Consider the following 17,187-nt stretch of genomic DNA (forward strand, 5'->3'; position numbering starts at 1 on the left):
CGGCGTGTCAGGCAGCTTATGTGCTGCTGATGCATTGCTATCGGGAGCAAGCCCCCTCTCACATTTGAATAGCTGTTACTGCAACAGCGAGCCGCGCAACGAGTGCGGTTGCGCCGCATCGATGTGCACATCGGCGAACTGGCCGATCAGGGTGGGATTGTCGCAGCGGAAGTTGACGATCCGGTTGTTCTCGGTACGGCCCTGCAGTTCGCCCGGGTCTTTTTTCGAGTAGTCGGTGACCAGGATGCGCTGGGTCGACCCGACCATTTGTCGGCTGATCTCGAAACCCTGCTGGTTCAGGCGATGTTGCAGGGCGTTCAGGCGCTCTTTTTTAAGCTCTTCCGGGGTTTCGTCCGGCAGGTCGGCGGCCGGCGTGCCGGGGCGCGGGCTGTAGACGAACGAGTAGGAGAAGTCGAACCCGACGTCCTCGATCAGCTTCATGGTCTGCTGGAAGTCTTTCTCGGTCTCGCCGGGGAAGCCGACGATAAAGTCCGAGCTGATGCAAATGCCCGGCACCGCCGCGCGCAGTTTGCGCAGTTTGGATTTGTACTCCAGGGCGGTGTGGTTGCGCTTCATCGCCGAGAGGATGCGGTCCGAACCGGATTGCACCGGCAAATGCAGGTGTTTGACCAGTTCCGGCACTTCGGCGTGGGCCTGGATCAGGCTGTCGGAGAACTCCAGCGGATGGGAGGTGGTGTAGCGAATGCGCTCGATGCCGTCCACGGCGGCCACCACGCGGATCAGCTCCGCCAGGTCCGCCAGGCGCCCGTCGTGGGTCAGGCCGCGATAGCCGTTGACGTTCTGGCCCAGCAGGGTCACTTCACGCACGCCGTTTTCGGCCAGGTGGATGATTTCCGACATCACGTCGTCAAACGGCCGACTGACTTCCTCGCCACGGGTGTAGGGCACCACGCAGAAGGTGCAGTACTTGCTGCAGCCTTCCATCACCGACACATAGGCGCTCGGCCCATCGATACGCGGTTCGGGCAAATGGTCGAATTTTTCGATTTCCGGGAACGAGACGTCTACCTGGGGCAGCTTGGTGATGCGCGCGGCGTCGATCATTTCGGGCAGGCGGTGCAGGGTCTGCGGGCCGAAGACCACGTCGACATAGGGCGCGCGATCGCGGATGGCTGCGCCTTCCTGGCTGGCCACGCAACCGCCGACGGCGATCACCATGTCCGGGTTGGCCAGTTTCAATTCGCGCCAGCGGCCCAGCTGTGAATACACACGGTCCTGGGCCCGCTCGCGGATCGAGCAGGTATTGAGCAGGATCACGTCGGCATCTTCGGCGCGGGCGGTGACTTCCAGGGCCTGGTGTTCACCCAGCAGGTCGACCATGCGCGAGCTGTCGTACTCGTTCATCTGGCAACCGTGGGTTTCGATATAAAGCTTCTTGGCCATGGGAATCGTCAACTGGTGGTAAAGAACCGCGCATTATAGGGGTCATGCCCATCGGTTCCTAGCACTGTGCATCGGGTGCCATGCTATAGTTCGCGCCCTCTTTTATATCCCCCATGTGTTCCTCGCCCACCATGACCAAACGTGAAGCTCCAATCTACAAGGTGATTTTCCTCAACCAGGGCCAGGTGTTCGAAATGTACGCCAAGCAGATCTATCAAAGCGATCTGTGGGGCTTCCTGGAAGTGGAAGAGTTCGTCTTTGGCGAGCGCACACAACTGGTCGTCGACCCGGGCGAGGAAAAACTCAAGGCCCAGTTCGAAGGCGTGGTGCGCAGTTTTGTGCCGATGCATTCGATCGTGCGTATCGATGAAGTCGAACGCTTGGGTACGCCGAAAATCAGCGAGGCGCGGGGCATGAGCAATGTCATGCCGTTTCCGATGCCGATGCCTGAGAAATAAGCGCCTCAGTTAATTTGTAGGATGCTTCTGAAATGTTCCTGTCGTGCATGGACAATCTGCTGGAAAAGTAGCAGTTTTCGTCCATGCAGAGAGGGCATCATGAATACATCAATAATAAAAACGCCTCGAAATCCCCCGTAGTTCAACACCGTTGAACCACGTCATCAGTTAACGCCGAGTTTCTTATCACTCAGTCATTAACGGACTTATCTGTTCGGGAGTAGCCCTGTGCGCGATCCTCGCTATGACATTCTGTTTGAGCCGGTCCAAATAGGCCCGGTCCGCACCCGTAATCGCTTTTATCAAGTTCCCCATTGCAATGGCATGGGCCATGTACACCCCTCGGCTATGGCGCGCATGCGCGGTATAAAAGCCGAGGGCGGGTGGGGCGTGGTCTGCACCGAGGAATGTGAAATCAGCCCGCTGAGCGAGTTCTCTCCCTATATAGAGGCGCGCTTGTGGGATGAGCGCGACATCCCGGCACTGGCGAGGATGTGCGAGGCGGTCCACCAGCATGGTTCATTGGCCGGCGTGGAATTGGCGTTCAATGGCTATTCCGCGCCCAATCGCTACAGCCGTGAAATTCCCTGGGCACCCTCCGACACGCCGGTGCGTGGTTATGACCCGGTGCAGGCCCGGGCCATGAGCCGTGCCGATATCCAGCAACTGCGCGCCCTGCATCGGGCCGCCGCGTTACGGGCGCGGGAGGCCGGGTTTGACATCATCTATGTCTATGCCGGGCATGACCTGGGCGTGCCGTTCCATTTCCTCACACCCCGCAACAACCGTCGGACTGACGAGTACGGCGGGGTGCTGGAAAACCGCGTGCGCCTGCTGCGCGAATTGATCGAGGACACCCGCGATGCGGTGGGTGACCGCTGTGCCGTGGCGGTCCGCCTGGCGGTGGATGAGCAGATGGCGGGCGGCCTGTGTCGCGAGGGCGAAGGTGCAGAGATCTTCTCGATGCTGGCGGACTTGCCGGACTTATGGGATGTGAATGTCGCCGATTGGTCCAACGACAGCGTGACGGCACGTTTTGCCACGGAAGGGTATCAAGAGGCCTTTCTGTCGGGACTCAAGGCCCTGACCCGTAAGCCCGTGGTGGGCGTTGGACGGTTCACCTCGCCAGACACCATGGTCTCCCTGGTCCGCCGGGGTGTCTTGGATCTGATCGGGGCGGCCCGCCCTTCGATTGCCGATCCTTTCTTGCCGAAAAAGATTGAAGAGGGCCGCGCGGATGAGATTCGCGAGTGCATTGGCTGCAATATCTGCGTCAGTGGCGACCACACCAGTACGCCGTTGCGCTGCACGCAGAATCCGACCATGGGCGAGGAGTGGCGACGCGGCTGGCACCCTGAATCGGTCAATTGTGCACATCGCCCTGGGCGGGCGCTGGTGGTCGGTGCCGGTCCTTCCGGGCTTGAGTGCGCGCGGATACTGGGCGCGCGGGGCATGGAGGTGGCGCTCGTCGATAGCCAGCGCACCCTGGGCGGACGCGTGGCCCTGGAGTCCAGGCTACCGGGGCTGGCGAGCTGGGCGCGGGTCATTGACTATCGACTGGATGCCTTGAGCCGGCTGGCGTCGGTGGAGATTTATCGGGAAAGCCCGCTGCACGCCCAGGACGTCGTGGATTTCGCTGCCGAGCATGTGTTTATCGCCACCGGTGCCCACTGGCGCCGGGACGGGCTGGGCCGTGCCCTGCGTCAACCGTTACTAGGCCTTGCGTGCCTGCCGGTGTTGACGCCGGACGATCTGCTGGCGGGTGCCCTGCCGCCTTCGCCGGTGCTGCTGTTCGACGACGATCACTATTACATGGGTAGCGTCCTGGCCGAACACTTGGTGGCAAAAGGGCTGGAGGTGATATTCGTCACCCCGGCGGCGGATGTGGCGACCTGGACCCACAACACCCTCGAACAGCATCGTATCCAGCGCCGATTGCTGGAGTTGAATGTCACGATCATCCCGTCCCATACGCTGGTCAGGGGTACACCTGAAGGCTTGGTCGCCGGGTGTGTCTACACCGAACGGACACGCTTCATTCCCGCCGCATCGTTGTTGTTGGTCACTTCCCGAGCGCCTGAGCAGGCCCTGTATGAAGGGTTGAATCACATGCCTGAACAGTTGCACGCGGCTGGTATCCGTTCGGTGGCGTTGATCGGCGATTGCTTGGCGCCCGGCACCATTGCCGCCGCCGTGTATTCGGGGCATCGAATCGCGCGCGAGTTTGATGTGCCTGCCGAGTCTTTATTGGTCCGCCGAGAAATTCCCTATATCGAGGTGTAGTCAGTCCCGCTGTTTCATCAATAACGAGGAAAACAATAATGAAAAAAATCATCCTGATGTTATTCGCCACTCTCTTTATAAGTGCGCCACTGTTTGCCAAAGACTATACGGTGATCCGTTTTGGTGCCGATCCCAACTACGCACCTTTTGCCTATAAAGATAAAACGGGAACTTTGACGGGTTTTGAAGTTGATATCGGCAATGCCATTTGCACCTATCTGAACGTTCGCTGCCAGTGGGTCGAGAGCGACTTCGACGGGCTGGTCCCCAGCCTGAACGCCGGCAAGATCGATGCGATCCTGGCGTCAATGACGGTCACTGAGGCACGGCAGAAGGTGATCGATTTTTCCTCCGAGGTGTTTTCCAGCCCCACTGCCATGGTGTTCCGTCCCGGTACTGAGCTTGCCAAGGGCACGGCGGTTGGTTATTTGCAGGGCAGTACCCAGGAAGCCTATGCCCGGCAGGTGCTCTCCAAGCAGGGCATGAAAATCGTGGCTTATGCCGACCAGGAGCAGGTGTATGCCGACCTGGTGGCGGGCCGTTTGCAAGCTTCGCTGCAGGATGCGCAGCAGGCTCAAAGCGGATTTTTACGCGCGCCCCACGGCTCGGGATTCGTCCTGGGGCCGTTGATTGAAAGCGAGCTGATGCCGTCCAAAAGTGCCATCGGCATCGCCAAGGACAACCAGGCGTTGAAAGCCCTGCTGGACAAGGGGCTGGCGGCACTGCACGCCGATGGCACCTACGCCCGGCTGCAAGAACAGTACTTTCCCGGTGTGAACATGTTCAGCGGTCAATAACCGCCCTTCAATAGTCTGCGAGGGCGCGAACATGCTACCCACCTTCACTCAATTCGCCTCGACCCTCGGCGGTTTTGCCCCGCTGTTGCTGAGCGGTATCTGGGTCACGCTGCAACTGGCGCTGCTGTCACTGTTGCTGGGGCTGATATTCGGCCTGCTCGGTGCGGGCGCCAAGCTGTCCAAGGTCAGGGGGTGGCGCCTGTGCGCACAGCTCTACACCACCCTGATCCGTGGAGTGCCGGACCTGCTGTTGATGTTGTTGATTTTTTATGGGGTGCAAACCGGCTTGAGTCGTCTGACACATGAACTGGGTTGGGCCTACATCGAAATCGACCCTTTCACCGCTGGTGTGCTCACCCTGGGGTTTATCTACGGCGCCTATTTCACCGAAACCTTTCGCGGCGCATTGCTGGCTGTGCCCCGCGGCCAGTTCCAGGCGGCCAAAGCCCTTGGCATGAGCTTCAGCCAGGGTTTCGTGCATGTGATATTCCCGCAAATGATGCGCTTTGCCCTGCCGGGGTTGGGCAATAACTGGATGGTCTTGCTCAAGGCTACGGCGCTGGTGTCGATCATCGGCTTGGCGGACTTGGTGAAAGTCGCCCAGGTGGCGGGTAAAAGCAGCCAGCAGTTGCTGGCCTTTTTGCTGCTGGCGGCGTTGATCTACCTGTTGCTCAGCAGCGCTTCGAACGCGGCATTGGGGTGGTTGACGCGTCGCTACGGCGCCAGTCAGCAGGAGTCGTCACGATGATCGAGCTGATCCAGGAGTACTGGCGACCGTTCATCTATTCCGATGGCCAACAATTGACCGGCCTGGCCATGACCTTATGGCTGACCAGTGCCTCGCTGTGTCTGGGCCTGTTGTTGGCATTGCCACTGTCCATCGCCAGGGTGTCGCCGCGGCGCTGGCTGCGGTGGCCGGTGCAGGGTTTCACCTACCTGTTTCGCGGCACGCCGCTGTATATCCAGTTGCTGATTTTCTACACCGGTATCTACAGCATTGCCGCCGTGCGTGAACAGCCGTGGCTCGACGGGTTTTTCCGCGAGGCGCTGAACTGCACACTGTTGGCGTTCGCCCTGAATACTGGGGCCTACACCACGGAAATCCTGGCGGGTGCCATTCGGACGATGCCTCGCGGTGAAATCGAGGCCGCGCGGTCCCTGGGGTTTGACGGCTGGAAGCTATACGTCCACCTGATCATGCCCTCGGCCCTGCGCCGTGCATTGCCTTACTACAGCAATGAAGTGATTTTCATGCTGCATTCCACCACGTTGGCGTTCACGGCCACGGTGCCGGACATCCTTAAAATTGCCCGGGATGCCAATGCCGCTACGTTCCTGACTTTCCAAGCCTTTGGCATCGCGGCGGTCCTTTACCTGTGCATAACGTTTGCCTTGGTTGGCCTGTTTCGTCTGGCTGAACGGCGTTGGCTGAGCTTTCTCGACGCAGGCCGATAGGAGGCCGATATGCAAACTCACGTACATCAATTACTGGCGCCCGTACCGGGTACCACGCGGCAGATCCATAGCTTTCATTACGGTCCGGCCCAGGCGGCGCGCAAGGTTTACCTCCAGGCTTCCCTGCACGCCGATGAACTGCCGGGGATGTTGGTGTTATGGCACCTGAAGCAGCAACTGGCGTATCTGGAGGCGCAAGGGTTGCTGCGCTGGTCGGTTGTGCTGGTGCCAGTGGCCAATCCGCTGGGGTTGGAGCAAGTGTTGATGGACGTGCCTCAGGGGCGCTTCGATAACGACAGTCGGGAGAACTTCAATCGTTTCTTCCTGGATGTCGGCCAGCAGGTCGGCGATCGTGTCCAAGGCGTGTTGGTCGATGATCCGGCTGAAAATCTGCACCTGATCCGCTCGACCCTGCGGCAAACACTGGCCAGCCAGGTACCGACGACGCAATTGCAATCCATGCGCTTGATCTTGCAAGCGCTGGCCTGTGACGCCGATATCGTGCTCGACCTGCATTGCGATTTCGAAGCCGTGCAGCACCTGTATCTGTCGCCGGATTTCTGGTCGGACGTGGAGCCCCTGGCGCGCTACCTGGGCGCCAGGGCCTGCTTTTTGGCCAAAGAGGCGGGAGGGCAATCGTTCGACGAGTGCTTTACGTTGTTCTGGGCGCAGATGCAGGCGCGTTTTGCCGGACGCTTTGCGTCGCCAGGCTTCGCCGTGACCGTGGAATTACGAGGCGTTGCCGACGTGGATCACGGGCTGGCGCGCCAGGATTGTCAGGCGTTGATTCACTACCTGATTCAGCGCGGCGCCATTGATGGCCAGGCGCCGCCATTGCCGCCCTTACTGAACCCGCCGACACCGTTGGCGGGAGTCGAGCCGGTGATCAGCCCGGTGGGGGGCTTGATTGTGTTTTGCGCGCAGGTGGGGGATTACCTGAAAGCCGGGCAAATCCTGGCCGAAGTGATTGACCCGATCACTGACCGGGTGACACCGGTTGCGTGTTCGCGAGAGGGGCTTTTGTATGTTCGATCGGTGCGACGCATGGCGACTGCGGGGATGACGATTGCCCATGTCGCGGGCCTGGAGGCCTATCGGCAGGGCTATCTGTTGTCGCCTTGATTCAGTCTCGAATCAGGGCAGGGGTGAAAAGGGCGAACGTCCATCCGCACTCTGCAGTTCCTGCAGGTAGTTGCGGAAAATCTGTCCAAGCACCTGGGTGGCCAACTCGAGTTCGTCGCGCTGCATGTGCTCGGCGACTTCGTCGGCGGTGTCCAGTGCGTCTTCGGCACCATTGACCGCGGCCATTTTCAGCACGATGTAGGCCTGGACGTTATTGGCCGGTACGCCTTCACCTTTGTAGAACATGGTACCCAGCTGGAACTGCGCCTGGGCATGGCCTTGCAACGAGGCTTTCTCGAAGTAGTTCAATGCTTTGTTGAGGTCGCGGGCGGGGTTATTGCTGTCGTGGTAGTACTCGCCCAACTCGTATTGCGCCTGCGCATCCCCGCCGTCGGCCAGTTTCTGGCACGCGCTCAGGGCTTCGGCCTGGCTGTCTGGCTGGGTATTGAGGGTGCAACGACCCATCGCTGGGATTAACAACGAGTTGCCGCCTGCTTGTGCATGTGCCAGCAGCGGCTGAAGGAGCAACAGGCAGCCCAGAACCAGGGTGCGGCCGGTGCGTTTCATGGGAATCGACTTACCTCTGACGGGGCACGCGGACCCTCGCGGGATCCAATAAGCGCGCATTATGAAATAAGCAGGCCCCTGCTTACAAAGTCTTTACTCGTTTTTCTGCTGGTTGGGCAAGTTATCTGCCGGATTGCAGGTGGTTTCTCGAAAAAAAACCGAAATTTCTGTAAGCAAAGACGCAAGTCAGACACCGCCAGGACGGTGTCTGATTTTTTCGGCCATTTATTTCAGGGCAGCGAACGCGCGTTCGGCGGCATCGAGGGTCAGTTTCAGTTCGGCGTCGCCATGGGCGATAGAAGTGAAGCCGGCTTCGAAGGCACTGGGGGCCAGGTACACGCCACCTTCGAGCATCAGATGGAAGAAGCGCTTGAACAGGTTGGCATCGCTGCCCATCACGTCATCGAAGGTGACGATGTCGTCTGCACCGCTGAAGTACAGGCCGAACATGCCGCCCGCCTGGGTGGTCACGAATGGGATACCGGCGGCGTCGGCGCGCTGTTGCAGGCCGTCGAGCAGGCGGGTGGTGTAGTCGGTCAGCTCGGCGTGGAAGCCAGGGCGGCTGATCAGGCGCAGGGTGGTCAGGCCGGCGGCCATGGCCAGGGGGTTACCCGACAGTGTGCCTGCCTGGTACACCGGGCCCAGTGGGGCGATGTATTGCATGATTTCACGCTTGCCACCAAAGCAGCCGACCGGCATGCCGCCGCCGATGATCTTGCCGAAGGTGCTCAGGTCCGGCGTGACGCCGTAATGCGCCTGGGCACCGCCAAGGGCCACACGGAAACCGGTCATCACTTCGTCGAAGATCAGCACCACGCCGTGCTTGTCGCACTGCTCGCGCAGGCCTTCGAGGAAACCTGGCGCCGGTGGCACGCAGTTCATGTTGCCGGCAACCGGCTCGACGATGATGCAGGCCACGTCCTGGCCGACTTCGCTGAGCATCTGCTCAACGGCGCCGATGTCGTTGAACGGCAGGGTCAGGGTGTGTTTGGCAAAGGCGGCGGGCACGCCGGCCGAACTCGGTACGCCCTGGGTCAGCGCGCCGGAGCCGGCCTTGACCAGCAGGCTGTCGGAGTGGCCGTGGTAGCAGCCTTCGAACTTGATGATGCTGTCGCGGCCGGTAAAACCACGGGCCAGGCGGATTGCGCTCATGGTCGCTTCGGTGCCGGAGCTGACCATGCGCACCATCTCCATCGACGGCACGATCGAGCAGACCAGATCGGCCATCTCGGTTTCCATGGCGGTCGGCGCGCCATAGGACAGGCCGTGTTCCAACTGCTTGCGCACGGCGTCCAGCACATCCGGATGGCTGTGGCCGAGGATCATCGGGCCCCAGGAGCCCACGTAGTCGACGTAGCGTTTGTCGTCTTCGTCGGTGACGTAGGCGCCTTCGGCATGCTTGAAGAACAACGGCGTGCCGCCGACGCTCTTGAACGCACGCACGGGGGAGTTCACACCGCCGGGGATGTGTTTCTGGGCATTGGCAAACAGGGTTTCGGAACGGGACATGATCGGGCTCTCTAAACGGAATGCTTAAGAAGGTCGTTGAAGGCGCGGGCGCGGCGCGTGACTTCCTGGGTGCTGTCGGCGCCGAACAGGCCGTGTACCACGGCGAGCAGGTCAGCCCCATGGGCTATCAGCGGTTCGGCGTTTTCCAGGGTAATGCCACCGATCACGCAGATCGGCAACTGCAACCGCGCACGGGCCTGGGCCAGCATCTCGACGGTGGCGGCGGATGCGCCGGGCTTGGTGTTGGAATTGAAGAAGCGGCCAAAGGCGACATAACTGGCGCCTTCCTTCGCGGCCTGCTCGGCCAGTTCGATCTGGCTGTGGCAGGTCGCGCCGATGATCGCCTTGGAACCCAGTAGCGCGCGGGCCGGGGTCAGCGGGCCATCGGTCTGCCCCAGGTGCACGCCGACGCCCAGGCGCGCGGCCAATTCGGCATCGTCGTTGATGATCAGCCGGGTCTTGTAGCGCGAGCACAACTCACGCAGCTTTTCGGCTTCGCGCAGGCGCCGTGCTTCGTCGGTGCTTTTGTCGCGGTACTGCAGCAGGGTCACGCCACCGTCCAACGCCGCTTCGACGTAGGCGAGGAACTTGCCGGCCAACAGTTGACTGTCGGTAATGGCGTAAAGGCCACGTAGTTTCATCGGGCAGGCCCCTTGATGTTGCGAACAGAAAGTTACGAGCAGAAATCCAGCGGCAGACGGCGCGGTACAAATTGGCCCTGGCCGAGTTGTTCGGCGTCACGCAGGGTACGCCAAGTGTAGTTGAGCGCCGATTGCACGGCGCTGACCAGGCCTTCACCCTGGGCGATCCGCCCGGCCAGGGCGCTGGCCAGTGTGCAACCCGAACCGTGATAGCTGCCGGGCAGGCGTTGGCAAGTAAAGGTCTGGCGCGTGCCGTCGCGGCTATAGAGACGATTGTGCACTTCGTGTTCGTCGCCATGGCCACCGGTGATCAACAGGTGCTTGATAAACGGCAGCAGCTTCTCGGCGCATTCGTCCGCCGTGCCTTCTGGCAGTTCGGCGAGGATGCGTGCTTCGGGCAGGTTCGGTGTGGCGATCAGCGACAACGGCAACAGCCGCTCGCGCATGGCGTAACCCACTTCGTCCTTACCCAGGCTGCCACCGCCGCCGGCGCGTAGCACCGGGTCGCACACCACCGGCAGGTGCGGGTGCGCCTGCAGCAGCTCGACCACGGTGTCGACCATCGTGGTGGAACCGAGCATGCCAAGCTTGACCGCCGCCACTTCGGAGTCGCTGAGCACGGCATTGGCCTGGGCCAGTACCCACTCGCGGTCGAGCACGCGGAAATCGCTGACATTGACGGTGTTCTGCACAGTCAGGGCCGTGACGGTCGGAGCCGCATGGCAGCCTTGGGCGAGCAGGGCTTCGATATCTGCCTGCAAGCCGGCGCCACCACTGGGATCATGGCCGGAGAGACAGAGGACAACAGGGCGAGAGCTGTAGATATTCATGGTGCGCGAGCTTACCACCAAACGCTTTTTGCGTGGCTGTCTGGCGATGGTTGAATTTTGCCCTGATCGTGACGCTTTTGGGGTGTGTGGATAAGTCGCGAAACTGCGCTGAAAGCCTCGATCTAGAGCCTCTCAAAAAATTATAAGGATGGTGTCAAATGGCCTCTGGCGGCTATGCTAAAGTGGATTCAAATAACTTACGGTACCGCCGGTGTACGTCTTCTCAAAGGGAATGGGGGCTTTTTGACATAACCGGACAGGCCACGCTGGGGCTCTATGCGCTATTTGTTGATTTTATTGTTGTGCGGGCTGCCCATGCTCGCCAGCGCCATCGAGTTCAACCAGGACACGCAACGCCTGCCGCTGGGCCGGGCCATGCAAGTGCTCGAAGACCCGACCACCGCACTCACCATCGCCGATGTCAGCGCGCCTTCCGCCGCCACACGGTTCAAACCCCACGATAAAGACACTCTCAACGCCGGTTACTCGCGCTCGGTATTCTGGCTCAAGGTCAATCTGCAGTACCTGCCCAACGACCTCCAGACCCAGCGCACCTGGTTGCTGGAACTGGCGTACCCACCCCTGGACCACCTTGACCTTTACCTGCCCGACAGCTCAGGCACCTATCGTCTGGCCGGGCGCACCGGCGATGCGCTGCCCTTTGCCAGCCGCGAGATTCGTCAGAACAACTATTTGTTCAAGGTCGACTTCAGCCCGGGTGAGGCGAAAACCGTGTACCTGCGCCTGCAAAGCGAAGGCTCGATCCAGGCCCCGCTGACGCTCTGGTCCAGCACCGCCTATCTGGAACAACAACCGCTGCGGCTGTACGTGCTCGGCCTGATCTACGGTGTGTTGCTGGGGATGCTGGTCTACAACCTGTTCATCTACCTCAGCGTGCGCGACACCAGCTACCTCTATTACATCTTCTATATCGCGTCGTTCGGCATGTACCAACTGTCGGTCAATGGCGCGGCGGTGGAGTATTTCTGGCCGGACAACCCCTGGTGGGCGAATGCCGCAACGCCGTTCCTGATCGGTTCGGCGGCGTTGTTCGGCAGCCTGTTCGCGCGCAGTTTCCTGCACACCGCCCAACACAGCCGCTGGATCAACCGCTTGCTGCTGGGGCTGGTGGCCGCTGGCGCGGTGGTGATGCTGCTGTCGCTGATGACCAGCTACGCCCTGGCGCTGCGCCTGGCCACCGCGCTGGCGCTGGTGTTTACCGTGACCGTGTTTGTCGCCGCCATCAAGGCTTGGTACTGCGGCCAGCGTGTGGCGCGCTATTTCATCATCGCCTGGTCGGCGTTCCTGCTCGGTGGGGTGGTCAATACCCTGATGGTGCTGGGCTATTTGCCCAACGTATTCCTGACCATGTACGCCAGCCAGATCGGTTCGGCGATCGAGGTGGCGCTGTTGTCGCTGGCCCTGGCCGATCGCATCAACGCTATGCGCGAGCAGCAGGCACAGATCCTGTTCGATGCCAGCCAGAAGCTTGAAGCGCTCAATGTGCAACTGGCTCGCAGCAACCGGCTCAAGGACGAATTCCTGGCCACCTTGACCCACGAGTTGCGCACGCCCATGAATGGGGTGATCGGTTCGCTCGAACTGATGCAGACCGTGCCCCTGGACGCGGACCTGGCGCAGTACCAGCAAACCGCCGCCGGTTCGGCGCGGGACATGATGCGCATGGTCAACGGTATTCTCACCCTCACCGAGTTGCAGGCCGGACGCCTGACCGCCCAGTCCGAAATGTTCAGTCTGCGCGGCATGCTCGATACCCTGCACCAGCAATTCAGCGCCAGCGCCCAGAGCAAGGGCCTGGCGTTTTCCATCGAGGTGGCGCACGAACTGCCGGACCGCGTAGCGGGCGACGCCGACAAATTGCTCCAGTGCCTGGATTGCCTGCTGGACAACGCCTTCAAGTTCACTCACGCAGGGGCGGTGCGTCTGCAAGTGGTGGGGGCGCCCCAGAGTGACGCAGGCTTGCGCCTGAGCTTTATTGTCACGGACACCGGTATTGGCTTTGCGTCCCTCGACGATGCCACCCTGTACCAGCGCTTTTTCCAGCTCGACGGCTCCAGCACCCGCGAATACGGCGGCCTGGGTATCGGCCTGGCGATCTGCCGGCAGTTGATCGAGCTGCAAGGGGGCTGTCTCACCCATCATTCCGAGCCACGCAAGGGTAGCCGCTTCCAGTTGGAAGTGGCGGTCATCCCGGTGCCGCCAGAACCCAGACAAGCGCCGGACCGACAGCGCGCGCCCCAGGACTGCGCGGTCCTGCTGGTGGATGACAACAGCGTGGGCCAACTGGTGGTGCGCGGCATGTTGCTCAGGCTTGGCTATCGGGTCAAAACCGTCGACAGCAGCCTGGCGGCGTTGGCGGCCTTGCGGGGGGAACACTTCGACGCCGTCTTGTTGGATATGCCTGAAGGTGGTTTCTCATTGTGTTGCCAGATTCGTGCGTTGCCTGGCTGCGGCGAATTGCCGGTGATTGCCTTGAGTACGTCGCTGAATGTGTCGCAGCGTGAGCATGGCCATGGCATCGGTGTCTCTGATCGACTGGCCAAACCTGTGCGTTTCGAGGCGTTGCAGGCCGTGTTGGCGCGCCGTTTGTTGGGTGCAGACGAGGGTGAAAGCGCCGGTCATTCGGCGGGTATGCCACTTTTTTAAGTGCCGGGACGATGCTTAACTGAAATGCCGGCCTTAATCGACATGCCCCGTTTGTAGGAGCGAGCTTGCTCGCGAAAAACCTGAGAGCGACGCGTTTATCCAGGATTTACGCGTTATCGTTGACGTTCTTCGCGAGCAAGCTCGCTCCTACAGAAGTGCTGCACTCGACATGGCCTTTTTTCCAGGAGGCCCGTCATGAACCTGCATCAGTTCGCCGAAACCCACGACGTCACCAACCAGCCCCCGTCCCTGGACGGCACCAATCTGTACCGCATCGACCTGCCCCTGCAGGAGTGGTCGCGTCGCTTCGGCGCCGGCTGGGCCGAAGCGCGTATCGATGCCTATGGCGCGCTGGCCGGCGGGCCGCTGATGGCGGCCGGGTTCCTGGCCAACCAGAACAAACCGGTGTTCAGCAGTCATGACCGTTATGGGCACCGCATCGACCTGGTGGAATTTCATCCGGCCTATCACGAACTGATGCGCACTGCTGTTGAACATGGCCTGCCGTCGTTGCCATGGGCACATCCGCAATCCGGCGCCCATGTGGCCCGCGCGGCCCTGACCTACCTGCACAGCCAGGCCGAGGCTGGCACCGGTTGCCCGTTGACCATGACCTTCGCCTGTGTCCCGGCCCTGCGCCTGCAAGCGGATCTGGCCAAAGCCTGGCTGCCGAAAATCCTCAGCACTCAATACGACCCGCGCAACGTCGGCATTGCCCACAAGCCCGGCGTCACCATCGGCATGGCCATGACCGAAAAGCAGGGCGGCACCGATGTCCGTGCCAACACCACCCGTGCTTATCCGGTGGGCGCCGGCGGTCCGGGGCAAGCCTATGAACTGGTGGGCCACAAGTGGTTCTGCTCTGCGCCGATGTGCGATGCGTTCCTGACCTTGGCCCAGACCGACAAGGGCCTGACCTGTTTCCTGCTGCCCCGGCACCGTCCAGACGACACACGCAACCAGTTCTACATCCAGCGCCTGAAAAACAAGCTCGGCAATTGCTCCAATGCGTCCAGCGAAGTGGAGTTTCGCGGCGCCCTGGCCTGGATGGTCGGCGAAGAAGGCCGTGGCGTGCCGACCATCATCGAGATGGTCGCCATGACCCGCTTCGATTGCATGGTCGGCTCCAGCGCCTTGATGCGCCAGGCGCTGACCCAGGCCAGCCATCATTGCGCCCATCGTTCGGTGGGCGGGCGCGTACTCAGTGAGCAACCATTGATGCAGAACGTACTCGCCGACCTCGCCCTGGAAAGCGAAGCCTCGCTGGCCTTGAGCATGCGCATGGGCCGCGCCCTGGACCACTTGGGCGATGAGCGGGAAGCCAAGTTCGCCCGGCTGGTGACGGCGGTGGGCAAGTATTGGATCTGCAAGCGCGCGCCGGCGATGATTAACGAAGCCGCCGAGTGCATGGGCGGCGCCGGGTATGTGGAGGACAGCATCCTGCCGCGCCTGTACCGTGAGGCACCGGTGAATTCGACGTGGGAAGGTTCAGGCAATGTGCAGTGCCTGGACGTGCTGCGCGCACTGTCCAAGGAGCCGGGCGTGCTGGAGGCGCTGTTTGTCGAGCTGGGCGACGGGCATGGCGACCGGCGGTTGGCGCGGCATATCGAGCAGTTGAAGTCGGCATTCATGGATACCCAGGACATCCAGTACCGTGCGCGGCAACTCACCGAAGACATCGCCGTGGCGCTACAGGCCAAGTTGTTGCTGGAGGCCGGTCATGCGGCGATCAGCGATGGCTTTATCGCCAGCCGTCTGGGCGAATCCTCCGGCCGCGTGTATGGCACCTTGCCGCGAGGCATAGATGTCGAAGCCATCGTCGCTCGCGCAACTCCTCCTTCATCTAGGTAAACGCGGTCCAATTGTGGGAGGGCATTCCAACTTCGGTGTTTCGGTGAGGGCGGGATACAGGCAAGATGAATGCCTGCACGTCAGAACACAGGATGCTTACCGTGACCGAAGCTTTTGTTGTCGTTCAAACCGCTGAAGAAGCCGTGGATCGGCTGGCGGCTCTGCATGAGCGTGCCACCGGCGCGCTCAACCGGGCCCTCAAGCAATACCTCAAAGATCGGGTCGAACCCGACGCCGAACAACGCGCGCTGTTTCGCTACCCGGAACTGCGCTTGACCTACCATTGCCACGGCGAAGTCCCACAGACGACTCGGGCATATGCCAAGGTTCAGTTACCGGGAACCTACAGTGTCACCGTCACTCATCCCGCGGCCTTCCGTAAGTATTTGCTGGAGCAACTGGTGCCGCTGATGCACGACTTCACCGTGACGGTAGAAGTCGGCGTCAGCCAGCAGAACATTCCCTACCCTTACGTGGTGGAGCAGGGCGACGAACTGGCCGGCTCCGGCGTGACCGCCGCGACCCTGGCTCGTGTGTTCCCCAGCACCGACCTGTCGGCGGCCACCGATGGCATCGCCGATGGCCTGTACGATTGGGAAAACACCGACCCGCTGCCCCTGGCGTTGTTCGACGCGGCCCGCGTGGACTTTTCCCTGCGCCGTCTGGTGCATTACACCGGCAGCGACTGGCGCCATGTGCAGCCATGGATCCTGCTGACCAACTACCACCGCTATGTCGACCAGTTCATCCTGCATGGCCTGGAGCAACTGCGCAGCGACCCGCGGTTTATCCGCATGGTGTTGCCGGGCAACGTGGTGATCGACAAGAGCATGGATCACGGCGAAGCGTCCGCCATTGCCTCCGGCGTGGTCTGGCACCGTTACCAGATGCCGGCCTACCACCTGCAGGCCAGTGATGGCCACGGCGTGACCCTGGTGAATATCGGCGTCGGCCCGTCCAACGCCAAGAACATCACCGACCACCTGGCCGTGCTGCGCCCACATTGCTGGCTGATGATCGGCCACTGCGGCGGCCTGCGCCAATCCCAGACCATCGGTGACTACGTCCTGGCCCACGCTTATATGCGCCGCGACGGGATTCTCGACCGCGTGGTGCCGCCGAACATCCCGATTCCGGCCCTGGCCGAAGTGCAGATGGCCTTGCAGCAAGCGGCGGCCAACGTTACCGGCGAAAAAGGCGAAGAGCTGAAAAAGCGCCTGCGTACCGGCACCGTGCTGACCTACGACGACCGCAACTGGGAGCTGCGCTGGGCCCAGGAACGGCCGCTGATCAACCTGTCCCGCGCCGTGGCCGTGGACATGGAAAGCGGCACCATCGCCGCCCAAGGCTATCGTTTGCGCGTGCCTTACGGCACGTTGTTGTGCGTGTCGGACAAGCCGCTGCACAGCGAGATCAAGCTGCCGGGTTCGGCCAACGCGTTCTATGAACGTGCGGTCAGCCAGCACCTGAAGATCGGCATTGAGGCGGTCGACCTGTTGCGCACTGAGCTCAACTCGTTGCACTCGCGCAAACTGCGCAGCTTCGACGAACCGCCGTTCCGCTAAGCGGTTGGGATGGTCATTTAGCGGTCAGGCCACTAGCA

General features: G+C 61.3%; 14 protein-coding genes. 9 read left to right on the top strand and 5 right to left on the bottom strand.

Going from position 1 to position 17,187, the window contains the following annotated elements; all coding sequences use genetic code 11:
* Positions 1–75: 75 nt before the first annotated feature.
* The gene (gene miaB / locus BLR63_RS26660) at positions 76–1,404 is read right to left on the bottom strand and encodes a tRNA (N6-isopentenyl adenosine(37)-C2)-methylthiotransferase MiaB (protein WP_010562473.1); all 1,329 of its coding nucleotides are present in this window, start codon (positions 1,402–1,404) and stop codon (positions 76–78) included.
* A gap of 131 nt (positions 1,405–1,535) precedes the next feature.
* Here miaB and BLR63_RS26665 point away from each other — a divergent pair, with 131 nt between their 5' ends.
* From BLR63_RS26665 to BLR63_RS26690, 6 genes are all read left to right on the top strand, one after another.
* Positions 1,536–1,862 (top strand): DUF1820 family protein, encoded by a 327-nt coding sequence (locus tag BLR63_RS26665; protein ID WP_003215457.1) that lies wholly within the window; start codon positions 1,536–1,538, stop codon positions 1,860–1,862.
* A gap of 228 nt (positions 1,863–2,090) precedes the next feature.
* The gene (locus BLR63_RS26670) at positions 2,091–4,145 is read left to right on the top strand and encodes an oxidoreductase (RefSeq protein ID WP_042946302.1); all 2,055 of its coding nucleotides are present in this window, start codon (positions 2,091–2,093) and stop codon (positions 4,143–4,145) included.
* Positions 4,146–4,183: 38 nt separating this feature from the next.
* Positions 4,184–4,942, top strand: a complete 759-nt coding sequence (locus BLR63_RS26675; RefSeq protein WP_010562476.1) for a transporter substrate-binding domain-containing protein — start codon at positions 4,184–4,186, stop codon at positions 4,940–4,942.
* A 31-nt stretch (positions 4,943–4,973) separates the two neighbouring features.
* Positions 4,974–5,690, top strand: coding sequence for an ABC transporter permease (locus BLR63_RS26680; protein ID WP_010562477.1), 717 nt, complete (start codon positions 4,974–4,976; stop codon positions 5,688–5,690).
* Positions 5,687–6,397 (top strand): ABC transporter permease, encoded by a 711-nt coding sequence (locus BLR63_RS26685; RefSeq protein WP_010562478.1) that lies wholly within the window; start codon positions 5,687–5,689, stop codon positions 6,395–6,397. The genes BLR63_RS26680 and BLR63_RS26685 overlap by 4 nt, the downstream gene beginning before the upstream one ends.
* A 9-nt stretch (positions 6,398–6,406) precedes the next feature.
* On the top strand, positions 6,407–7,519 hold the full coding sequence (locus tag BLR63_RS26690; protein ID WP_010562479.1) for a succinylglutamate desuccinylase/aspartoacylase family protein: 1,113 nt from the start codon (positions 6,407–6,409) through the stop codon (positions 7,517–7,519).
* A 12-nt stretch (positions 7,520–7,531) separates the two neighbouring features.
* On the opposite strand, the gene BLR63_RS26695 is transcribed toward BLR63_RS26690, so the two are convergent.
* From BLR63_RS26695 to BLR63_RS26710, 4 genes are all read right to left on the bottom strand, one after another.
* Positions 7,532–8,086, bottom strand: a complete 555-nt coding sequence (locus BLR63_RS26695; protein WP_010562480.1) for a tetratricopeptide repeat protein — start codon at positions 8,084–8,086, stop codon at positions 7,532–7,534.
* A gap of 225 nt (positions 8,087–8,311) precedes the next feature.
* Positions 8,312–9,595, bottom strand: coding sequence for a glutamate-1-semialdehyde 2,1-aminomutase (gene hemL / locus BLR63_RS26700; RefSeq protein WP_010562481.1), 1,284 nt, complete (start codon positions 9,593–9,595; stop codon positions 8,312–8,314).
* An 11-nt stretch (positions 9,596–9,606) separates the two neighbouring features.
* The gene (thiE, locus tag BLR63_RS26705) at positions 9,607–10,236 is read right to left on the bottom strand and encodes a thiamine phosphate synthase (protein WP_010562482.1); all 630 of its coding nucleotides are present in this window, start codon (positions 10,234–10,236) and stop codon (positions 9,607–9,609) included.
* A gap of 32 nt (positions 10,237–10,268) precedes the next feature.
* A complete protein-coding gene (locus BLR63_RS26710) occupies positions 10,269–11,066 on the bottom strand; it encodes a hydroxymethylpyrimidine/phosphomethylpyrimidine kinase (RefSeq protein ID WP_010562483.1) in 798 nt (265 codons plus the stop codon).
* Positions 11,067–11,342: 276 nt separating this feature from the next.
* Here BLR63_RS26710 and BLR63_RS26715 point away from each other — a divergent pair, with 276 nt between their 5' ends.
* The 3 genes from BLR63_RS26715 (at position 11,343) to amn (ending at position 17,149) form a co-directional block, all read left to right on the top strand.
* Positions 11,343–13,733: a hybrid sensor histidine kinase/response regulator gene (locus BLR63_RS26715; protein WP_010562484.1), complete on the top strand. Its 2,391-nt coding sequence runs from the start codon at positions 11,343–11,345 to the stop codon at positions 13,731–13,733.
* Between the two features lie 195 nt (positions 13,734–13,928).
* Entirely contained in the window at positions 13,929–15,584 is a 1,656-nt protein-coding gene (locus BLR63_RS26720) for an acyl-CoA dehydrogenase family protein (RefSeq protein ID WP_010562485.1), read from the top strand.
* A 65-nt stretch (positions 15,585–15,649) separates the two neighbouring features.
* A complete protein-coding gene (gene amn, locus BLR63_RS26725; protein WP_193384736.1) occupies positions 15,650–17,149 on the top strand; it encodes an AMP nucleosidase in 1,500 nt (499 codons plus the stop codon).
* The last annotated feature ends 38 nt before the right edge of the window (positions 17,150–17,187 follow it).

Origin of the sequence: Pseudomonas extremaustralis, from assembly GCF_900102035.1 — a bacterium.
Classification (GTDB): domain Bacteria; phylum Pseudomonadota; class Gammaproteobacteria; order Pseudomonadales; family Pseudomonadaceae; genus Aquipseudomonas; species Aquipseudomonas extremaustralis.